Source organism: Salsipaludibacter albus (assembly GCF_019798055.1).
GTDB lineage: Bacteria > Actinomycetota > Nitriliruptoria > Nitriliruptorales > Nitriliruptoraceae > Salsipaludibacter > Salsipaludibacter albus.
The window spans coordinates 1-21,198 of record NZ_JAHOPH010000041.1 but is presented as its reverse complement, the minus strand read 5'-3'; the positions used below and the strand labels follow the sequence as shown (position 1 = coordinate 21,198).

Below are 21,198 nucleotides of genomic sequence, written 5' to 3'. Positions count from 1 at the left end.
GGGAACGGACGTCGAGGAGGCGGGCCCGGGACGGACGTCGGGAGGTGAGGTGCTCAGGCCCGGTGGTGGGCGGCGAGGAGGAGGCCGATCACGGTCTTGGAGTCGGTGATCGTGCCGTCGTGGGCCGCGGCCACGGCGGCGTCCAGCGGCAGGACCACGACCTCCATGTCCGCCTCCTCGGCCTCGGCGGTGAACCCGTCGTGCGGCGGGGCGTCGACCAGGTCCGTCGCGACATACACGTCGGTGTACTCCGTGCACCAGCCGACCGAGTTGTCGAACCGGGTCAGGTGCTCCAGCCGTCCCGCGCGTCGGCCGATCTCCTCGGCGAGCTCACGCTGGGCGGCCTCCTCGGGCCCGACGTCGTCCTCGTCGACCCCGCCGGCCGGCACCTCCAGCACGTAGCGGCGCAGGGCATGGCGGTACTGGCGCAGCAGGACCACGTCGCCGTCGGCGGTCAGCGGGACCACGGCCACGGCCGGCTGGTGCTCGACCACCTCCCGCTCGGCGGTGCCGCCGTCGGCCAGCGCGATCGTGTCGGTGCGCACCGTGGAGTAGCCGGACCAGTGCACCTCGGTGTCCAGGACCTCCCAGGGTGCGGCGTCGCCCGTCGGCGTGTCGTCGCCGCTCACGCCTCGGGGACCTTGATCGCGTCGGCCACCTCGGCGACGGTCGGCTCGTCCAGCTCCAGCGGCAGGCGGCCCGACGACTGGTCGCGGCGACGGCCGGCCGCGCGGACCAGCCCGACGAACAGCGGGTGGGGCCGGGTCGGGCGGGACTTCAGCTCCGGGTGGGCCTGCGTGGCGACGAACCACGGGTGGTCCTCGAGCTCGATGAACTCGACCAGCCGGTCGTCGGGCGAGCGACCCGAGAAGGTCATCCCCGCGTCGTGGAACCGGTCGCGGTAGGCGTTGTTGAACTCGTAGCGGTGCCGGTGGCGCTCGTGGACCAGCTCGGCGCCGTCGTAGGCCCGGGCCGTCACGGTGTCGGGCAGCAGCCGCGCCGGGTAGGAGCCCAGCCGCATCGTGCCACCCTTCTCGGTGACGTCGCGCTGGTCGGGCAGCAGGGCGATCACGGGGTGCGCGGTGTGCGGGTCGAACTCGGCCGAGTTGGCGTCGGCCAGCCCCACGACGTTGCGCGCGAACTCGATGCACGCGACGTGCATGCCCAGGCACAGCCCGAGCCACGGCACCTCGTGGGTCCGGGCGAGGTGGGTCGCCGCGACCTTGCCGTCCACGCCACGGATCCCGAACCCGCCCGGGACGATGATCCCGTCGGCCAGGCGCAGCCGACGCTCGACCGTCTCGGCGGTCAGGTCGTCGGACGCGACCCAGTCGATCGCGACGTCGACGCCGACCGCGATGCCGGCGTGCTCGAGCGCCTCGGCGACCGACAGGTAGGCATCGTGGAGGTCGACGTACTTGCCGACGATCGCGATCGTGACCTGGTCGGTGGCGGAGCGCTGCCGCTCGACCAGCTTGCGCCAGCCGGCGAGGTCGGGAGGCACGTCGGGCAGCCCGAGCCGCTTCGCGACCACGGCGTCGAGGCCCTCGGCCTGCATCGCCAGGGGCACCTCGTAGAGGCTCGCCTGGTCCACGGCCGCGATGACCGCGTCCGGGTCGACGTCGGACTGCAGCCCGATCTTCGACTTGAGCGACTCCTCGATCGGTCGGTCGGCCCGCAGCACCAGCACGTCGGGGTGGATCCCGATCGAGCGCAGCTCGCGGATGGAGTGCTGGGCCGGCTTGGTCTTGAGCTCACCCGCCGCGGCGATGTAGGGCACCAGGGCGACGTGGACGTAGCAGATGTTGTCCCGGCCGACGTCGTGGCGCAACTGGCGGATCGCCTCGAGGAACGGCAGCCCCTCGATGTCGCCCACGGTCCCACCGACCTCGGTGATGACGACGTCGACGGGCTCGCCCGGCGCATCGCGACCGACCTCGTGGATGCGGTCCTTGATCTCGTTGGTGATGTGCGGGATCACCTGGACGGTCTTGCCGAGGTAGTCCCCGCGGCGCTCCTTGTCGATGACCGCGGACCAGATCTGGCCGGAGGACACCGAACAGCCCCGGTGCAGCGACTCGTTGACGAACCGCTCGTAGTGGCCCAGGTCCAGGTCGGTCTCGCCGCCGTCGTCGGTGACGAACACCTCGCCGTGCTCGAAGGGGTTCATCGTGCCCGGGTCGACGTTGATGTAGGGGTCGAGCTTCTGGAGCATGACCCGCAGGCCGCGCGCCTTGAGCAGCCGACCCAGCGAGGCGGCCGTGATGCCCTTGCCCAGTGCCGAGGACACGCCCCCGGTCACGAACACGTGCTTGGTCTTGCCGTGGGGACGGTGCCCCCGGCTGCGCGGGTCGGCCTCGGGCACCGGACCGGGACGACGGTCCTCGGCGGCCATGCCCGACACCGGCGACGGCTCGTCCAGCGGCGCGGGACCCAGGGTCGGCGGCCGGTCCCCGTTGGTGGAGGCGTCAGCCGTGCCGTTTGAGGAGGAGGACGGCTCCGGATCGGGACCGTTCACGACGATCTCGTCGAACACACCGCGCCTTTGTCGATCGGGGCCTCGGGTCCGGGGGCGACTCGATGCCGCCAGCGAACGCGGCGGCCCGAGGACTGCTCACCCGGTGGCCGGCGGTCGCGCGGCCATTCCGACGGTAGCACGCGCAGCCCGCAGCACCACGACACCTCGCCCCCGACGGAGCCCGGCGCGCACGCGGGCGATCAGGCGCTGTGCAGCCACGGATCGCGGAGGTCGAGGAAGGTCGGCGCCCCGTCGTGCAGGGCCATCATGCGCTCGGCGAACTCGTCGCCGTTGGCCGCCTCGCCGGCGCGCGCCTCCTCCTCGGAGGTGAAGTAGACGACCTGGGTGTAGCTGCCGTCGCCGTGCTCGGCGAGCCACGCTCCGACCACGTCGGGACGCCACCCCTCGGCCTCCATCGCCGCGTCCATCTCCGCACGCGCCGCCGCCGGGTCGGCCATCCGTCCCTTGATCACCTGGACGAAGCCCGCGTCGTCCGAGCCCCCGTCGCCCTGCAGCACCTCGACGTCGGTGCAGTCGGTGAACGTGACCTTGCCGTCGTAGCACGCCTCGGTCTCGGCCCACCAGGCACCCTGGGCCGGGCGGTCGCTGTTGGCACGAGCCTGCTCCTCGGAGGCGAAGCGGGCCGCCATGAAGGCGTGGCCGTCGTCGGCCACGCCGCCGGTCAGGCCCTGCCAGCCGTCCGCGTCGGCGGACAGCTCCCGGACCCACTCCTCGTACTGGCGACGCAGCGCGTCGGCGTCGGACACGTGTCCCTCGATCAACTGCACGAACATGGCTGACCCCTTCAAGTCCCCGGCACGCGGCCCCCCGCCCACCGATCCGTGGCGGCCGATCCCCGCCGGCCACCACCTCGATCATGCGTCCGCAGGCCGACCGCGTCAAGGGACGACCGACCCTGGTGCCGGGGAGGTCGAGCGTCCTGGCGGGCTCAGGTCGCGGTGGCCGCCTCGGCGAGGACCTCGGCGGCGTGGGCCCGGGCGGCGTCGGTGGTGTCGCCGCCCAGCATCCGGGCCAGCTCGGCGACCCGGTCGGTGTCGGCCACCGGGGTCACGGTGGTCCGGGTCGTCGGCCCGTCGGGACCGTCGTCCACGACCTTGTCCACGACGTACTGGCGGTCGGCCCAGGCAGCCAGCTGGGCGAGGTGGGTGACGCACAGCACCTGGCGGCCGCTGCGGGCAAGCATCGCCAGCTTGCGACCGACCTGCATCGCGGTGGAGCCGCCGATGCCCGCGTCGACCTCGTCGAACACCAGCACGTCCGCGTCGGTGACGTCCGCCAACGCCACCTCCAGTGCCAGCGCGACGCGGGAGCGCTCGCCGCCCGACGCGGCAGTCGCGAGGTCGGCCGCCTCCTGGCCGGGGTTGGCCGCCAGGCGCCACGCGACGTCGTCGCCTCCGGTGGCCGTGATCGACCCCGGCTCGACCGCGACCTCGAAGCGCGCATGGGCCAGGCCGAGTTCGGCGAGGTGGCCCGACACCGCGGCGACCAGGCTGCTGGCCGCGCGACGGCGACCCTCGGTGACGACCGCGGCCGTCACGACCATCGCCTCGGCGGCACGGTCCACGGCCGCGTCCAGCCCGGAGGCGTCCTCGGACAGGGCGGCCAGCTCGGCATGGCGCTCGCCGGCGCTGGCCCGGAACGCCAGCACGTCGTCGAGCTCCGGTCCGTACTTGCGGGTCAGGGACCGGACCCGGGCGAGCCGGGCCTGGGCCGCGTCCAGCGCGTCGGGGTCGGCATCGATCGACTCGGCCGCGACGCGCAGGTCCGTCGACAGGTCCTCGGCCAGCGCCACGACCTCGTCCAGGCGCCCCTGCAACTCGGTCGTCGCGGCCGTGGTGGTGGGCAGCCGCCGGAGGGCCTCGACCGCCTCGCCCAGGCCCTCGCCGGCCGCGTCAGGGCCGATCGCCCGCCCGGCCGCCGCGAGGCCCGAGCGCAGGTCGTCGGCATGGGTCAGCTCGTCGATCCGCACACGCAGGTCCGCGTCGGCGTCGACCAGCCCGACCGCGTCGATCTCGGCGATCTCGAACGCGAGGCGGTCCAGCTCGCGGGCCCGCTCGGTGGCGGTCGACGCCACCTCCTCGCGCCGGCGCACGGCCGCCGCGTGCTCGGCGTGCGCGCGGGCGTGGGTCGTGACCGCCTCGAGGTGGTCGGGACCCGCCCAGGCGTCGAGCAGTCGTCGTTGCATGGTCGGCTGGAGCAGCAGGCGGTGACTGTCCTGGGCATGGACCTCGACCGTGGGCCCGAACACGTCGGCCAGGGAACCCACCGTGGCGAGCTCACCGTCGATCCGGACCCGCGACCGCCCCGATGCCCGGATCACCCGGCTCACCACCGCCTCGTCGGCAGGCTGGTCGTCGGCGTGGTCGGCCTCGTCCGGCTCGCCGTCGTCGGGCTCGTGCCAGGCCCGGACGCCCGCCGGCGCCGGCATCCAGCGGGCCTCGATCGTGGCCTGGTCGGCGCCGCTGCGGACCAGGCTGGTGTCGGCCCGTCCACCCACCAGCAGTTGCAGGGCGGTGACGACCAGGGTCTTGCCCGCACCGGTCTCGCCGGTCAGCACCGTCAGCCCACCGTCCAGCGCCAGGGTGGCCTCCTCGATGACCCCCAGGTTCCGCAGGTGCAACTCATCCAGCACTGTCAGTCCAACCGGAAGGTGGCGCGGACGAGGGCGGGGAAGGGGCGGGCATGGAGGCGGGCGACCAGGACGGGGACGTCCGAGCCCGTGACCTCGACCCGGCCACCCGGCGGGACCATGAACGGGGTGCGCCCGTCGCAGGACACCACGGCGTCCTCCTGCTCCGTGGCGACCAGGATGCTGATCCGCTGGTGAGGCGCGGTCACCAGGGTGCGGTCGAACAGCGTGTGCGGCGCGACCGGCACGACCAGCACCGAGGCGAGGTGGGGGGACACGATGGGGCCCCCGGCCGAGAGTGCATAGGCGGTCGAGCCGGTGCTGGTGGCCACGATCATGGCGTCCGCGCCGACCTTGGTGAAGCGCTCGTCGTCCACCAGCACGTCCATGTGCAGCATGTGCTCCCGGGCGGACTTCTCGACCGAGACCTCGTTGAGGGCCCATCCGGTCCCGACCCGGACACCGTCGGCGTCGGTCGCGACCATGTCGAGTGTGTCGCGCTCGAGGACGGTCCACTCCCCCGCCACGATCCGCGGGAGGGAGTCGTCGACCATGTCGGCGTCGACCTCGGTCAGGAAGCCCAGCCGACCGAGGTTGATGCCCAGCAGTGGCACCCCGCCGTCACGGACCCGGTGGGCCGCCCGCAGGAAGGTCCCGTCGCCACCGACCGACAACACCACGTCGACGTCGTCGGTGAAGCCGGCGTCGACCACCGGCACCCCGACCGCCTCGGGCGCGTCACCCTCGGCCGCCACGACGACGTCCACGTCGTGGCGGACCAGCCCCTCGACCAGGCGGCGGGCCATCGCCACCGACGGGTCCCGCCCGGAGTGCACGACCAGCCCGACCCGCGTGATCGGCCCGCGGGCAGCACCGGCCCGGTCGCTGCCCGGCGGCACGACGACGGCCCCGTCGGGCACGTGGTCCGGCGCGTGGTCGGCCATCGTCACAGGTCCTCGATCGCCCGCAGCTCGGCGACGATCGCCTGGTCCAGCTCCGCGAAGGCGTCCGGTCGCTGGGCGAGGTCGAGGGTGCCCAGCTCCCGCGCACGGGCGAGCAGCCGCTGGTCGGCCTGGGTGGCCTCGGCCCCCAGCGACGTGGGCTCGGCGCCCCCCGGCTCGACGCCCACGACGTCGTCCACCGCGTCCTCGGGCTGGTCGGTCATGGGCACGTGGCTCCGGTCGGGGCGTGGTTGCGGGACGAGCGAGACGGTATCGCCGGGGCGCGACGGACCCCAGCATCCCGACCGGCCACGCGGGACCTCCCGACGGCGTCCCTCGCACGTCGCGGACGGCTCAGGTGGCCGGCGTGACCCAGTGGTGCAGGAACAGCTCGTCGCCGTGGCGGCGCACGCTGCGCAGGGACAGCGCGACGGTCTCGGGCAGCTGGTCGGGCACGGTGGTCGCCCCGCCGCCCACGACCAGCGGCGCGACGGTGGTGAACAGGTCGGTCACCAGGCCGGCCGACAGCAGGTCGACCTGCAGCGACGGCCCGCCCTCAGCCAGGATCCGGGTGAGCCCACGGTCCCGCAGCAGGTCCAGCCCGGCGGCGAGGTCCGGCCCGTCGTCGCCCACCGCCAGCACCTCCGCGCGCTCGCGCAGCCAGGCCAGCCGGTCGGCGGGGGCATCGGTGCCGGTCAGGACGGTGATGGGCGCGCCGGGCTCGGACCACAGGCGGTCGACATCGGCGAGGTCGGCGCTGCGGGTGACCACCACCAGCCGGGGCCGCGGCTCCTGGCCCCGGGCCCGGCGGGCCTCGGCCGCCCGCAGGCGGGTCGGGCGATAGCCCTCGGTGCGGACCGTGCCCGCCCCGGCCATGACCACGTCGGCCCGGTCCCGGAGGGTCCGGAACAGCTGCAGGTCCCCGTCGCCGCCCAGTCCCCCGGAGCGGCCCGCCAGCGCGATCGCACCGTCCAGGGACACCACGAAGTTGCTGGCCACCCAGTCGTCGCGCCGCGACAGGTCGGCGTGCACCTCGTCGTCGGCCTCGACCCCGGGGTCCGGCCACAACCGCTCCACGTCCGTCCTGTCCCTCGACGCCCCACGACCCTATGCCGTCAGGGCCCGCCCCCACCTCCCTGCCGGACACGACGCGGCCCCGCACCCGGGATCCGGGTGCGGGGCCGCAGGCAGTGGTGGTGGTGCTCAGCCCTTGTCGTGGCCCTTGGCCAGGGCCTTGCCCGTGCCGACCAGCGTGAAGTCGTAGTCGGCGTCGAACACGGTGAGGTCACCGGTCGGGAGGTTGGACACGATCGCGGTGATCGTGTCCTGGCCGCCCAGGCACTGGGTGTCGAAGCCGTCGACGTGGATCGAGTCGCCCTCGTAGCGGTAGACGTGGACGTCACCGTCGACGATCTCCTCCGCGCTGTCGACGCCCGGCGTGATGTCGCAGGTGGCGGTCACCTGGACCAGCCAGTTGTTGTCCTGCTCACCGGTGGTCTCGACCCAGTCGCCCAGGTCGAGCGAGGCGGCCTCGCCGTCCAGCTGGACGGCGTCGACGAACCAGCCGGTGTCGAGGTAGGCCGCGTCGGTCGAGTAGCGGAAGCGCACGTCGGTGGCGTCGGCGGGGATCTCCGCGGTCGCCTGGACGTACACCGGCTCGTCGACGAAGTACTCGCCGCCGGAGGTGCCGGTGATGCCGTTGCCCTCGGTGTTGTTGCCGTGCGGGTCGTCGTCGGTCGTGATGACCTCGCCGTCGACGCTCACGGGCACGGTCTGCCACTCGCCGTCGACCTCGGCCTCGACGAAGCCGTAGTCCCAGCCCTCCTCGATGAAGTACCAGGTCGCGAACGACAGCGTGGACTGGTCGGTGTAGTCGACGTCCAGGACGTTGTCGGACTGGCTGGCGTAGCCACCCCAGTAGTGGGTGTCACCCTCGAACGGCTCGATCTGGCTCGAGGGGCTGCCCTCGAAGTCGATCGAGAAGTTCGGGCCGGGGTTGCGGAACGTCTCGTAGCTCAGGCCGAACGGCAGCGCGGTCTGGTCCGGGACGTTGCCCTTGCGGTCCCACTTCTGCGGGTTCATGTTGCCCTGGTACTGGCCGCGGCCGTCGTAGTAGACCTCGTTGCCGTAGTCGATGGTCAGGCCACCGAGGTCGGTCTGCAGGTCCAGTGCACGGAAGTCGAACCGGTCGGTGCCCTCGACGTCGAGGTCGATCGCCACGGCCCAGTCGGCGAAGATCTCGTCCGCGTCACGCAGGTCGGCACCGGTCATCGCGTTGAAGGTGTCGATCGCGTTCTGGACACCCTCCATGCCGTTGGCCTGCTCCTCGAAGAGCAGCTTGATCAGCAGGTCGCCGCCCGCGCCGTCGTAGTCCAGGTCGGCGTCGTAGGTGCCGTCACCGTTGCCGCCCGCCTGCTCCCACAGGTACTGGAAGAAGGTGTAGGACGCGCCGTAGTCCTCCAGGCCGCCGCCCCACTTGGTCAGCGAGGTCTCGCGGTGGAAGACCTGGTGGTAGTAGGTGTGGCCCACGTCGGCGCCGTAGCCGGTCAGGAACTGGGCGAAGTCGGCCAGGCCCTCGTCGACCCACGACAACTCGCCCGGGTCGGAGTAGTTGTGGAGCAGGTGCTCGGCCTCGTGCGCGATCGTGCCCTGGTAGTCCGTGAGCCGCTGCGACCAGGCGTAGGAGTCGATGGTCACGACGTTGATGCCGTAGGAGTCGAGCAGGTCGGGGGCGAAGTAGCCGGCCGTGTAGGACGGGTACGCGCAGTCGTAGAAGGCCTCGTCGGGGACGTTGTAGGCCAGGACGACGAAGGGCTCGTCACCCTCGATCGGGCCGAAGTGGGCCTCGTCGACCTCGAGGATCGACTCGACCGAGTCGCCCAGCGTCTGGATCTGCTCGGTGGTGATGACGTGCTCGTCACCGTCGGTGCAGACGTCGAAGTCGTCGTCGGGGTTGGGGTCCCAGCCCTGGGTCAGGCCGTAGACGTCGGAGTCGGCCGAGTCCTCCCAGCCGACCGGGGCGTAGACGTAGACCTCGCGCCCGGTGCTGGTGGTGGTCTCGTAGGCCTTGTCGAAGTCCAGGAGGAAGTTGCCACCGGCCGCCGAGTCGTTCAGCTGGATGGTGATCTCGTCGTCACCGATCGTCCAGTCGTGGGACTCCAGGTGGTCGGCGGACGCCATCGGCGCCGCCAGGACGGCCAGCGCCACCGTGAGGAGGCCCGTCACCGCCGTTCGAAGTGATCGCACGTGCATGGAGAGTTCCTTTGGGAAGTCCTGCGTCGGAGCGATCTCGGCGAGACTGCCAACGTGCGCCCACGGCTCCGCCCGAGGAAGGGCGCGGAGGTGCGCCGGGGGCAGGGGCGCCGACATCGCTGCACCGGATCGGGATCCCCGAACGGTGCCACATGGAACGATATGGAACTCCTGCGATCGGGAGTCCCCCCCGTCCGTCCAGCGCACGTTCGTTCGGATCCCAACGACCAGCCGTGGCGGTGGACGCGGCGGGGTCGGGTCCGTGGCCCGGACGGCCGTCGGTGCTACCGTCATCGAGTCCGCGACGACCGACGGGAACGACCGTGGCAACCATCGACCAGGTCGAGGGCACCTTCGCCGACCTGATCGCGCGCCTGGACGTCCTCGATTCGCGCCAGCGGGCGATGCTGCCCTCCCGGCGGACCCTCCAGGCGACCTGCCCGGACCTCGACGCGTCCTGGCACGCCACGTGGCGCAACGGTCACTTCTCCGACGTGGTCGATGGCCCGGTCGACGGACGACCCGACATCCGCATCCGGCTCGACTCCGACGACCTGGTCGAGCTGGCCGCGGGTCGGCTGGACTTCGGACGGGCCATGGCCGAGGGCCGGGTCCGCGTGGACGCGTCCATGACCGACCTGCTGCGCCTGCGGGCCGTGCTCTAGCGTGGCCGGCGACGGGGCACCGGGCCGACCCGGCCTGCTCGCGCGTCTGTGGGCACGCCTGACCGGACACGGTTCCGGCGTGGACACGCCCGGTCCCACCTCCCCCACGGAACCCGTGGGGGCCTCCTCCCCCACACAACTCGTGGAGACGCCGGCCGCCCCGGACGGGCAGGAGCCGGCCGACCAGTCGGACCCGGCGTCCCACCACGTGGTCCTGACCGAGCGGACCCCGGCGGGAGGTGAGCCACCCAACGAACCCGTGTGGGCGACCGGCGCGGACCTGCCGGGCTGGCACCAGCCACCTCGGCTGGAGGGCGAGGTGCACGCCGACCTGTGCGTGATCGGGCTCGGCGGCTCGGGCCTCGCGGCCGTCGCGGAGGCCCTGGACGCCGGGCAGACGGTCGTCGGGATCGACGCCGGACCGATCGCCGGCCGGGCAGCCGGCCGCAACGGCGGGTTCCTGCTGGCCGGCACGGCGCTGTTCCACCACGATGCGGTGCGCCGGTACGGGCGCGAGCGTGCGTTGGCCTGGTACCGCGGGACGGTCGAGGAGATCGAACGGATGGCCGCCGCCGACCCGGAGGTCCGCCAGGTCGGGTCGGTCCGCTTGGCGATCGACGACCAGGAGGCGGCGGACGTCGAGCGGCAACTGGCCGTCATGCGCGACGACGGGCTGGCGGTCGAGGCCTTCGACCCCACCGCGCCCGATGCCGGCGTGGGCGCGGCCGTCGCCGAGGACGCCGTCGGCCTGCTGGTCCCGGACGACGCCATGGCCAACCCCCTGGCGCGCTGTCGCCGACTGGCAGCCCGATGCGTCGACGCCGGTGCGCAACTGTTCACCGACTCGCCGGCCACGACCGTCTCGGGCAACCGCGTGACCACCCCGGACGGCGTGGTCCACTGTGACGCGGTCGTGGTGGCGGTCGACGGCGTGCTCGGCGCGATCCTGCCCGAGCTCGCACCCCGGGTCCGACCGGTCCGGCTGCAGATGCTGGGGACCGAGCCGACCGACGAGGTGACCGTCCCGCGGCCCGTGTACGCCCGCTGGGGACTGGACTACTGGAGCCAGGCCCCGGACGGCCGGATCGCACTGGGAGGTGGCCGCGACCAGGGCGGAGACGAGGAGGAGGCGGCGCGCCCGGAGCCCAGCGAGCCGGTCCAGGACCACCTCGAGACCTTGCTCCGGGAACGCATCGGCGTGACCGCCCCGATCAGCCATCGCTGGGCGGCCACGGTCGGCTTCACGCCGTCGGGGCTGCCCCTCTGCGAGCAGGTCCGTCCCGGGGTCTGGGCGATCGGCGGCTACAGCGGGACCGGCAACGTCATCGGCGCGATGCTGGGCAGGATCGCCGTGGAACTGGCCGTGACGGGCAGCTCCGACCGCGCCGACCTGTTGTTCGACACCTGACCACCGGCCGAGCACCCCTCGAGCAGGAGCCGACATGACGACGACACCGGCAGCCGAGCCCGGCGGCCACGAGCCGTCCGACGAGCAGGGCCAGCCGCAGATCCGCCTCGACCGCCACGACGACGAGCAGGTCATCGCGGTCGACACCTTCACCGGCGGGATGTCCCACGTCACGGCCGGGTTCCTGCTGACCGGACCCCGGCCGGCCCTGGTCGAGACGGGTCCGGCCCTGGCCGTCGATGCGCTCCTGGCCGGGCTGGCCTCGATCGGCATGTCCGGCGACGAGCTTGCGACGATCGTGCTGACCCACATCCACCTGGACCACGCGGGTGGCGCGGGCGACGTCGCGGCCGCGTTCCCCAACGCCGAGGTGGTCGTCTGCGACGTCGGTGCACGCCACCTCCACGATCCCGAACGGCTGAACGCGTCGGCGCGGCGGGTCTACGGGCCCCTGCACGACACCGTCTACGGCGACTGCACCCCGATCCCTACCGAGCGGATCCGGGCCGTCGGCGACGGCGACGTGGTCGACCTCGGTGACCGCCACCTCGAGGTCCTGTACACGCCGGGGCACGCCAAGCACCACATCGGGCTGTTCGACCCCGACACGGGGGCGATCTACAGCGGCGACTCCGTCGGCGTGAAGCTGCCGGGGATGACCGCGATCCGTCCGGCCACGCCGCCGGCGGACTTCCACCTCGAGGCCGCACTGGACTCGCTCGAGCGCTACCGCGAGCGTGACCCGGCTCGCCTGTTCCTTGCCCACTACGGACCGGTCGACCCACCGCTGGAAGCCCTCGACGAGGCTGCCGAGCGGCTGCGACTGTGGGCCGACACCGCCGAGGCCGCGTGGTACGCGTCCAGCGAGCTCGACCACGTCGCCGAGACCCTGGCCGCACGGTTCGCCGACGAGTACGACCCCGAGGCGGTCGCCGACGACCCGTACGGACGTGAGCGGCTCGAGTTGTTGTCCGGGGCGGCGTCCAACGCCGCCGGGTTGGTGCGCTACTTCCAGCGCCGCGACGAGGGCACCCTCACCGACGTGGGCTAGGGTTCCCTCCCCCCCCGTCCCCGGGGTCAGCCCAGGTCGGACAGGCGAGGACCGGCCTCGAAGGGGTCCTCGGGCAGGCGTGCGAGCTCCCGGAAGCCCTCCCGTGCCGCGTCCAGGTCGCCTGCCTCCTCGGCCAGGTCGGCTGCCAGCCACGTGAAGCGGCCGCGCGCCTCCTCGCCCGCCCGACGCCGCAGGTCGTCGTCGGCCCGGCGCAGCACGGCGCGGGCACCGGGGAGGTCACCGTCGTCCCGCACCGCCCCGGCCCACACGAGCAGCCCCTCGAGCTGGCGGTCGGGTGGGACCCCGTCGGCTGCGAGCATCCCCTCCACGGTGTCGGCGACCTCGGCGGTGTCACGACCCAGGCCACGCAGGCAGTCGGCGATGAGGTGGTCCTGGTCGTGCGCGGCCGCCATGCGACGGTAGGTGCGCAGTTCCTTGAGCGCCTCCTGGAAGTCGCCCGCCTGGTAGTGGGCGACACCGAGGCCCTCGCGGATGTCGGCGACGCGTGACGCCTGGACCTTGGCCCATGCGTAGTAGGGCACCGCCTGGGCGCCCTCCTCGAGGTCGAGCAGCTCGGCTCCGTACGCGATGGCCCGTTCGACGTCGGCCAGGGTGTCCCGGTCGCGGACCTGCTTGCCGATGGTCCGGCGCAGGCCCCGCGGCAGGTGCACGTCCACGTCATCGGGGATGTCCGGCCGCGCCACCGACACCGGGCCCGACGGACGCACGGGCTCGTCGGGGTCCTGGCGTGGGCGGTGGGAGCGCAGCGGCCGGATCGGGCGACTGGGTCGATCGGGCATCGTGGACGGACCTTGGTGGTGGGCGGGGTGTGTGGGCCAAGTGGGTGGGACGGTACGCCACGGCGGACGACCGGGTGCCTGGCCGCGAGGCACCGACGGGCTCGAGACCCCTGGAACACGACGAAGGCGCCACCGGCACGGACATGAAGTCCGATTCGATGACGCCTTCGTCGAAGAAGAATCCCGCGGCGACCTACTCTCCCACCGGGTCGCCCCGGCAGTACCATCGGCGCTGAAGAGCTTAACTTCCGGGTTCGGAATGTGACCGGGTGTGACCTCTTCGCTGAGACCACGGGAAATTTGTGGTCATGTGTCGCCACCGGGCCCCGTGAGTGGGACACCAGTGGCGGCCCGGCCCGTGTGGGCCAGGTGGAGTTCGCGAACGAACTCCGAATATGTGATTGTCAGTGTGGTCCCGAGGGACCAGTCCTTGATGAACGTGACGCCCCTGGGGGCGAACACTTCATAGCGAGCGCGAGCGCGACACGGCAAGCCCTCGGACTATTAGTACCGGTCGGCTGCACACATTGCTGTGCTTCCACCTCCGGCCTATCAACCCAGTCGTCTGGCTGGGGTCCTTACTCCCTTTTAGGGATGGGTGATCAAATCTTCAGGTGGGCTTCGTGCTTAGATGCTTTCAGCGCTTATCCCGACCGTACGTAGCAAACCGGCCATGCTCCTGGCGGAACAACCGGCACACCAGAGGTACGTCCACCCCGGTCCTCTCGTACTAGGGGCAGATCCTGTCAAATCACCAACGCGCGCAGCGGATAGAGACCGAACTGTCTCACGACGTTCTGAACCCAGCTCGCGTACCGCTTTAACGGGCGAACAGCCCGACCCTTGGGACCTGCTCCGGCCCCAGGATGCGATGAGCCGACATCGAGGTGCCAAACCCTGCCGTCGATATGGACTCTTGGGCAGGATCAGCCTGTTATCCCCGGGGTACCTTTTATCCGTTGAGCGACGGCGATTCCACACTCCACCGTCGGATCATTAAGCCCTACTTTCGTACCTGTTCGAGATGTCTCTCTCACAGTCAAGCTCCCTTGTGCCTTTACACTCAACGACTGATTACCGACCAGTCTGAGGGAACCTTTGGGCGCCTCCGTTACTCTTTGGGAGGCAAGCGCCCCACTTAAACTGCCCGCCAGGCACTGTTCCTGGTCCGGATCACGGACCAAGGTTAGGAACTCAGCACGTCAAGGGTGGTATTCCAAGGTTGACTCCACAAACACTGGCGTGTCCGCTTCACGGTCTCCCACCTATCCTGCACATGACGTACCAAGCTCCAATACCAAGCTGCAGTAAAGGTCCCGGGGTCTTTTCGTCCTGCTGCGCGTAGCGAGCATCTTTACTCGCAATGCAATTTCGCCGAGTCTCTGGTTGAGACAGTGCCCAAGTCGTTACGCCATTCGTGCAGGTCGGAACTTACCCGACAAGGAATTTCGCTACCTTAGGACCGTTATAGTTACGGCCGCCGTTTACTGGGGCTTTGTTTCAAAGCTTCGCCGAAGCTAACCTCTCCACTTGACCTTCCAGCACCGGGCAGGCGTCACAGCGTATACATCCACTTACGTGTTGGCACGCTGCTGTGTTTTTGGTAAACAGTCGCTTGGGCCTGGTTTCTGCGACCATCATTCGCTCACCCTGTACAGGGATCACAAATATTGGCATGGCTTATCCCGAAGTTACGCCATCAATTTGCCGAGTTCCTTAACCAGAGTTAACTCGATCGCCTTAGTATTCTCTACTTGACTACCTGTGTCGGTTTCGGGTACGGGTATCGACATCACTCCCTAGAGACTTTTCTTGGAAGCATGGCATCAGTGACTCGCCCTAGTGGACTCGCACTCGTGTCTCAGGCCTCATGTGGTCCGGATTTCCCTGGCCCACGCCCTACGCACTTGGCCCGGGGCTACCAACGCCCGGGTTCACCTAGCCTTCTCCGTCATCCCATCGGTGACCTACTGACCGCGGGGTCCGATGTCCGTAGACATCGTTAGCACACAGTGTTCGGTATAGACGCGATGTTGATAGTGCAGGAATATTAACCTGCTGTCCATCGACTACGCCGTTCGGCCTCGTCTTAGGACCCGACTAACCCTGGGCGGATGAACCTTCCCCAGGAACCCTTAGTCATTCGGCGGGGGAGTTCCTCCCTCCCCTTTCGCTACTCATGCCTACATTCTCACTCGACACGCGTCCACGACTGACTGACGTCGCCGCTTCACTCGCATGTCGAAGCTCCTCTACCACTTGCGTCCGCTTTCGCGTATGTGACGCAAATCCGCAGCTTCGGCGCTGTACTTAGCCCCGTTGAATTGTCGGCGCGGGATTACTTGACCAGTGAGCTATTACGCACTCTTTCAAGGGTGGCTGCTTCTAAGCCAACCTCCTGGTTGTCTTCGCGATCCCACATCCTTTTCCACTTAGTACAAACTTAGGGGCCTTAGCTGGCGGTCTGGGCTGTTTCCCTTTCGAACACGGAGCTTATCCCCCGTGTTCTCACTGCCGCGCTCTGACTTCTCGGTATTCGGAGTTTGCCTGATTTCAGTAAGCTTGTAGGCCCCCTAGACCAAACAGTGCTCTACCCCCGAGAAGAAACGCGCGACGCTGCACCTAGATGCATTTCGAGGAGAACCAGCTATCACGATGTTTGATTGGCCTTTCACCCCTATCCACAGCTCATCCGAGCAGTTTTCAACCTACAACGGTTCGGGCCTCCACGAGGTCTTACCCTCGCTTCACCCTGGCCATGGATAGATCACATCGTTTCGGGTCTAGCGCCACCGACTCGTCGCCCTATTCGGACTCGCTTTCGCTCCGGCTTCGACTCACGTCTTAACCTTGCCAGTGACGGCTAACTCGTAGGCTCATTCTTCAAAAGGCACGCTGTCAGAACTCCGAAGAGCTCCTCCAACGGTTTGTATGCACACGGTTTCAGGTACTATTTCACTCCCCTCCCGGGGTACTTTTCACCGTTCCCTCACGGTACTGGTTCACTATCGGTCATTGAGTAGTATTTAGCCTTACGAGGTGGTCCTCGCAGATTCGCACGGGATTTCACGGGCCCCGTACTACTTGGGTGCCATCCAGGAGTCGCGTCGTGACTTTGGGTACCGGGCTGTTACCGTCTGTGGCCAGCGTTTCCAAGCTGTTCCCCTGCACGCGCGATTTGTAACTCCTTGATCAGTCAGCAGCCTGATCAGGATGGTCCCACTACCCCGGACACGCAACGCCTGCCAGCTATGACACGCGCCCGGTTTGGGCTCTTTCCGTTTCGCTCACCACTACTAAGGAAATCACTATTTGTTTTCTCTTCCACCGGCTACTTAGATGTTTCAGTTCGCCGGGTTCCCTGCAACCGTCCTATGTATTCAGACGGAGCTGAGTCGGGTTTCCCCATTCGGACATCCCTGGATCTGAGGATGGTTGGCTCCTCCCCAGGGCTTATCGCAGCCTCCCACGTCCTTCATCGGCTCTCAATGCCTAGGCATTCACCGAGTGCACTTGTTACTTGCCGTATTAGATGCTCGCGCTCGCTATGAAGTTCTCAAGGACCGAAGGGTGCCACTCCGTGTGCCGGCCTGTCGGTTCGTGTTCGACCGATGGTCCCGGACGTGGGAGCAGACCCGAGGAGAGCTTTCGCTCCCCAAGAGCTGCACGGGGTGCCCAACATTCTGCTGTCGCTCCTACGGCCTGGTCACGACTCGAGTTCCACGTTGGCGCCATGCTCGTCGGCATGGTCGCTGTGGGAGTCCCCCCAGGCGGAGGGCGCAGGCCAAAAGTTGACTAGCCAGTGATTCACTTGGATGCTTGCGCGATCCCATCGGTCGCTTCGGCCACGTTGTGTGGCGCCGACGGCTCACGCAGTTGCAAGCTCCAGAAAGGAGGTGATCCAGCCGCACCTTCCGGTACGGCTACCTTGTTACGACTTAGTCCCAATCGCCGGTCCTACCTTCGGCAGCTCCCTCCCAAAGGGTTGGGCCACTGACTTCGGGTATTACCGACTTTCATGACTTGACGGGCGGTGTGTACAAGGCCCGGGAACGTATTCACCGCAGCGTTGCTGATCTGCGATTACTAGCGACTCCGACTTCATGCAGTCGAGTTGCAGACTGCAATCCGAACTGAGACAGGCTTTGTGGGATTCGCTCCCCCTCGCGGGTTTGCAGCCCTCTGTACCTGCCATTGTAGCATGTGTGCAGCCCTGGACATAAGGGCCATGATGACTTGACGTCGTCCCCACCTTCCTCCGGTTTGACACCGGCAGTCTCCCATGAGTCCCCGACATTACTCGCTGGCAACATAGGATAGGGGTTGCGCTCGTTGCGGGACTTAACCCAACATCTCACGACACGAGCTGACGACAGCCATGCAGCACCTGTATAGCACGAACGAATCCACGTGATCTCTCACGTTGTAAGCTATATTTCAAGCCCAGGTAAGGTTCTTCGCGTTGCTTCGAATTAAGCCACATGCTCCGCCGCTTGTGCGGGCCCCCGTCAATTCCTTTGAGTTTTAGCCTTGCGGCCGTAGTCCCCAGGCGGGGTGCTTAACGCGTTAGCTTCGACGCGGAGATCGTGAACTGATCCCCACACCTAGCACCCATCGTTTACGGCGTGGACTACCAGGGTATCTAATCCTGTTTGCTACCCACGCTTTCGCGCCTCAGCGTCAGGTAAGGCCCAGAGAGCTGCCTTCGCCATCGGTGTTCCTTCTGATATCTGCGCATTCCACCGCTACACCAGAAATTCCACTCTCCTCTACCTACCTCAAGTCCACCAGTATCGGGTGCAGTTCAGGGGTTGAGCCCCTGGATTTCACATCCGACTTAGTGGACCGCCTACGCGCCCTTTACGCCCAATAATTCCGGACAACGCTTGCCCCCTACGTATTACCGCGGCTGCTGGCACGTAGTTAGCCGGGGCTTCTTCTGTCGCTACCGTCACTTGCGCTTCTTCACGACTGAAAGAGGTTTACAATCCGAAGACATTCGTCCCTCACGCGGCGTGGCTGCATCAGGCTTTCGCCCATTGTGCAAGATTCTCCACTGCTGCCTCCCGTAGGAGTCTGGGCCGTGTCTCAGTCCCAGTGTGGCTGTTCGAGCTCTCACTCCAGCTACCCGTCGTCGCCTTGGTGAGCCATTACCTCACCAACTAGCTGATAGGCCGCGAGACCGTCCATCACCGCCGGAGCTTTCCTGGAAAGATCATGCGATCAATCCGGGGTATCCGGTATTAGCCCAAGTTTCCTTGGGTTATCCCAAAGTGAAGGGTTGGTTTCTCACGTGTTACTCACCCGTTCGCCGGTTTCCGTTCGGTGCAAGCACCAAACTTCGTCCCTCGACTTGCATGTGTTAAACCCGCCGCCAGCGTTCGTCCTGAGCCAGGATCAAACTCTCCGTTGTTTGATTGAATACCGTTTGACTGGTCACAATCGATACAAGCGAAGTGCTTGAATCTGTCGGTGACCCCAGGAAAATGAGAGGTCACCACTTTGAATTCCCTGCCCGAAGGCAGGAATGGGTTGTTACAAAAACTCCGCGATCTTTCCGAGCCGAAGCTCGTCCCGATCGACGGGGCTGCGATCATCTCGCGATGATCGCGGCACTGGCTTTTGGCACCCTGTGCAGTTCTCAAGGAGCGACCGGCTCGTGGTGACGGGGTCCTCCCGCTCGTCGACCCTCGACCTTGCGGTCGGTGGTCCGGGGTGGGCTTCCGTCGGGAGAGCCGGCGACCCTGGTTTCGGCGTCGCGTGCACGGTGCGTCCCGGTTCGGGACCTCCGTGGATGCGACACCAGCCAGAGTCATTGCCACTGCACCGCGAGGCGGTGAAGCGGACTGCGCACCGTATCGTGCGCGCTCTTGGTGTGTCAAGTTCGCCGGCCGCGTGTTGGAACTCGTCCAACCCGTTTTCCGGCGATCCGAAGCCGCGGGGCGTGCCCGCGGCGCTTGGAGAACAGTATGGGCCCGAACGATGATGTGCCAGTCGACCGGTCGCGCCAGCCGTCACCCTGCCGCCAGGACCACGAACGACGCTTGAGAACGCCGTCACAAGCAACTGTTCGCCCACCGCGCGCGTGCCCGCCGCCGCCGGTGCTCCCTTCGACGTCACCATCAACCGGGCACATTGGAGTTGCTCGCCCGGGGGCTCGCAACGTCCAGGCCGCACGCCTCTCGCTCCGCTCGGGCAGGTTCAGCCTGGACGAGCGCAGCGAGTTCAGGCCCCGTACTTCTCGAGGCGGCCGGCGGCGGCGAGCATGATGGGCATGAGCTCGTTGGTGGCGCGCTGGCCCAGCAGGCCGCCGGCGCATGCCCGCTCGCCGAACGACGTGACGGCATCACGTCCGACCCGGGGTCCCCACATGAGCGTGGGCACGGGGTGCCACGAGTGTCCCGACAGCTGGGTGGGCGACGAGTGGTCGCCGGACACGACCAGGACGTCGGGGCCGAGGTCGACGATGTCGGGGACCAGCGCGTCGATCGCCTCGATCGCCGCCACCTTGTCGTCCCAGTCACCGTCGTGGCCGGCGCGGTCGGTCTCCTTCTCGTGCATGAAGAAGTAGTCGAAGTCGTCCCAGTGGTCGCGCATCGCCGCCACCTGCGCGGCACGGTCCGCGGGCTTGGGCAGGACCTCCATGCCAACGAGGCTCGCCACGCCCCGGTACATCGGGTAGCGCGCCACGGTCGCGGCGGTCACCCCGAACAGCTCGTCCATGTGGGGCAGGTCCTGGAGGGTGTCGAAGCCCCGCATGAGGAGCACGTCGGCGTCCTGGTCCTCCAACGCGGCCCGGACCTGGTCGTCGACGCGCGCCAGCAGGTCGGCGGTTCGCTGGGCGTCGGGGTGACGGGCGGTCGGCGACTTCGGCGGGACACCGGTCCGCTGGGGGTCGAGGTCGGGGATGCGCGCGTCCAGCCCGTCACCCCGCAGCACGATCAGCACGCGGTGCTCCGAGATGTGCTGGAAGAAGACCTCGGCGCCGTCGACCGCGACCCGCTCGTTGAGCACGTCGACCAGGGGCACGGCGCGATCGTCGGAGATCCGGCCGGCGCGTCGGTCCGTGACGTTGCCGGCGTCGTCCAGCAGCGCGAGGTTGCCACGAGCCGCGACGTCGCCCGGCTCGAGGGGGAAGCCCACGCCGACCGCGGCCAGCACCCCACGTCCGAGCTCGTACTGCGTCGGGTCGTAGCCGAAGAGCCCGAGGTGGCCCGGGCCGGACCCGGCCGTGATGCCCGGGCCGGTCGGCAGGACCAGTCCACAGGTCCCCTCGGTCGCCAGCCGGTCGAGGTTGGGCGTGTGGGCCTCCTCCAGTTCAGAGCCGCGCTCGGCGGTCGCGAAGCCACCCAGGCCGTCCATGACGAGCAGGACGATGTGGGCCGGCTCGTCGTTGAGCAGGGGGGCGAGATCGACGGTCATGGTGGGATCCGAGGGTCGTGGGGCACGACGGACGTCGCCTGCCAATCTAGGAGGCCCCGGACGTTGCCTGCAGGGTCGTCATCACCACCACTCCCCCGGCCCTGGATTCCGCCCGCCGGCGGCCGTGCCGCGACGGACGCGCCCCGACACGACGAACGCCGCCCTCCGGGAGGGCGGCGTCGCCTTGCGCGTGGGTCGTGTCCTACACGGTCGCGTCCTGGGCTGCGTAGACCACGAGGTTGTCGACGTAGTGGCCCGCTGCGGAGTCGAACGACCCGCCACAGGTGATCAGGCGCAGCTCGGGACGGGCCTCGCCGAACCCGAAGACCTCGTCGGGGAGGTCGGTCTTGGGGTACTGGCCCGCGTCGCGCACGGTGAAGGTGCGCGTCTCGCCGTCGGCTCCGTGCACGATGACCTCGTCGCCCTCGTCCAGCTCGTCGAGGCGGTAGAAGACCGCGGGGCCCGCCTTGGAGTCGATGTGCCCGGCGATC

General features: G+C 68.6%; 14 protein-coding genes and 3 rRNA genes. 3 read left to right on the top strand and 14 right to left on the bottom strand.

Annotated features, from left to right (window positions below; all coding sequences use genetic code 11):
• Nucleotides 1-53 precede the first annotated feature (53 nt).
• The 8 genes from KR546_RS17115 to KR546_RS17080 form a co-directional block, all read right to left on the bottom strand.
• A complete protein-coding gene (locus tag KR546_RS17115) occupies nucleotides 54-629 on the bottom strand; it encodes an NUDIX domain-containing protein (protein ID WP_238445935.1) in 576 nt (191 codons plus the stop codon).
• Entirely contained in the window at nucleotides 626-2,518 is a 1,893-nt protein-coding gene (locus tag KR546_RS17110; protein WP_238445934.1) for a CTP synthase, read from the bottom strand. The genes KR546_RS17115 and KR546_RS17110 overlap by 4 nt, the downstream gene beginning before the upstream one ends.
• A 200-nt stretch (nucleotides 2,519-2,718) precedes the next feature.
• On the bottom strand, nucleotides 2,719-3,312 hold the full coding sequence (locus tag KR546_RS17105) for a hypothetical protein (protein ID WP_238445933.1): 594 nt from the start codon (nucleotides 3,310-3,312) through the stop codon (nucleotides 2,719-2,721).
• Between the two features lie 155 nt (nucleotides 3,313-3,467).
• Nucleotides 3,468-5,171: a DNA repair protein RecN gene (recN, locus tag KR546_RS17100; protein ID WP_238445932.1), complete on the bottom strand. Its 1,704-nt coding sequence runs from the start codon at nucleotides 5,169-5,171 to the stop codon at nucleotides 3,468-3,470.
• 2 nt (nucleotides 5,172-5,173) lie between these two features.
• The gene (locus KR546_RS17095) at nucleotides 5,174-6,112 is read right to left on the bottom strand and encodes an NAD(+)/NADH kinase (protein WP_238445931.1); all 939 of its coding nucleotides are present in this window, start codon (nucleotides 6,110-6,112) and stop codon (nucleotides 5,174-5,176) included.
• Between the two features lie 2 nt (nucleotides 6,113-6,114).
• On the bottom strand, nucleotides 6,115-6,333 hold the full coding sequence (locus KR546_RS17090; RefSeq protein WP_238445930.1) for a hypothetical protein: 219 nt from the start codon (nucleotides 6,331-6,333) through the stop codon (nucleotides 6,115-6,117).
• Between the two features lie 130 nt (nucleotides 6,334-6,463).
• Complete coding sequence (locus KR546_RS17085) at nucleotides 6,464-7,186, bottom strand: dihydrofolate reductase family protein (RefSeq protein ID WP_238445929.1); 723 nt, start codon at nucleotides 7,184-7,186, stop codon at nucleotides 6,464-6,466.
• Between the two features lie 126 nt (nucleotides 7,187-7,312).
• Entirely contained in the window at nucleotides 7,313-9,361 is a 2,049-nt protein-coding gene (locus KR546_RS17080; RefSeq protein WP_238445928.1) for an immune inhibitor A, read from the bottom strand.
• 323 nt (nucleotides 9,362-9,684) lie between these two features.
• Here KR546_RS17080 and KR546_RS17075 point away from each other — a divergent pair, with 323 nt between their 5' ends.
• The 3 genes from KR546_RS17075 to KR546_RS17065 all read left to right on the top strand — a co-directional run bounded on the left by KR546_RS17075 (nucleotide 9,685) and on the right by KR546_RS17065 (nucleotide 12,485).
• Nucleotides 9,685-10,026 carry an SCP2 sterol-binding domain-containing protein gene (locus tag KR546_RS17075; RefSeq protein ID WP_238445927.1) on the top strand — a complete coding sequence of 114 codons (342 nt, stop codon included), beginning with the start codon at nucleotides 9,685-9,687 and terminating at the stop codon, nucleotides 10,024-10,026.
• Nucleotides 10,027-10,141: 115 nt separating this feature from the next.
• Complete coding sequence (locus tag KR546_RS17070) at nucleotides 10,142-11,434, top strand: NAD(P)/FAD-dependent oxidoreductase (RefSeq protein WP_238445926.1); 1,293 nt, start codon at nucleotides 10,142-10,144, stop codon at nucleotides 11,432-11,434.
• Nucleotides 11,435-11,468: 34 nt separating this feature from the next.
• Nucleotides 11,469-12,485, top strand: coding sequence for an MBL fold metallo-hydrolase (locus tag KR546_RS17065; protein WP_238445925.1), 1,017 nt, complete (start codon nucleotides 11,469-11,471; stop codon nucleotides 12,483-12,485).
• 26 nt (nucleotides 12,486-12,511) lie between these two features.
• Here the strand turns inward: KR546_RS17065 and KR546_RS17060 are convergent, their stop codons facing one another.
• From KR546_RS17060 to KR546_RS17035, 6 genes are all read right to left on the bottom strand, one after another.
• Complete coding sequence (locus KR546_RS17060) at nucleotides 12,512-13,285, bottom strand: hypothetical protein (protein ID WP_238445924.1); 774 nt, start codon at nucleotides 13,283-13,285, stop codon at nucleotides 12,512-12,514.
• 180 nt (nucleotides 13,286-13,465) lie between these two features.
• A 5S ribosomal RNA gene (gene rrf, locus KR546_RS17055) occupies nucleotides 13,466-13,582 on the bottom strand.
• A gap of 186 nt (nucleotides 13,583-13,768) precedes the next feature.
• Nucleotides 13,769-16,812 (bottom strand): 23S ribosomal RNA (locus KR546_RS17050).
• 362 nt (nucleotides 16,813-17,174) lie between these two features.
• Nucleotides 17,175-18,698, bottom strand: a 16S ribosomal RNA gene (locus tag KR546_RS17045).
• The 16S, 23S and 5S rRNA genes sit together here, the layout of an rRNA operon.
• 812 nt (nucleotides 18,699-19,510) lie before the next feature.
• The gene (locus KR546_RS17040; protein WP_238445923.1) at nucleotides 19,511-20,707 is read right to left on the bottom strand and encodes a 2,3-bisphosphoglycerate-independent phosphoglycerate mutase; all 1,197 of its coding nucleotides are present in this window, start codon (nucleotides 20,705-20,707) and stop codon (nucleotides 19,511-19,513) included.
• Nucleotides 20,708-20,909: 202 nt separating this feature from the next.
• Nucleotides 20,910-21,198 (bottom strand): sortase domain-containing protein (locus KR546_RS17035; RefSeq protein ID WP_238445922.1); only part of this gene is annotated, 289 nt, incomplete at its 5' end.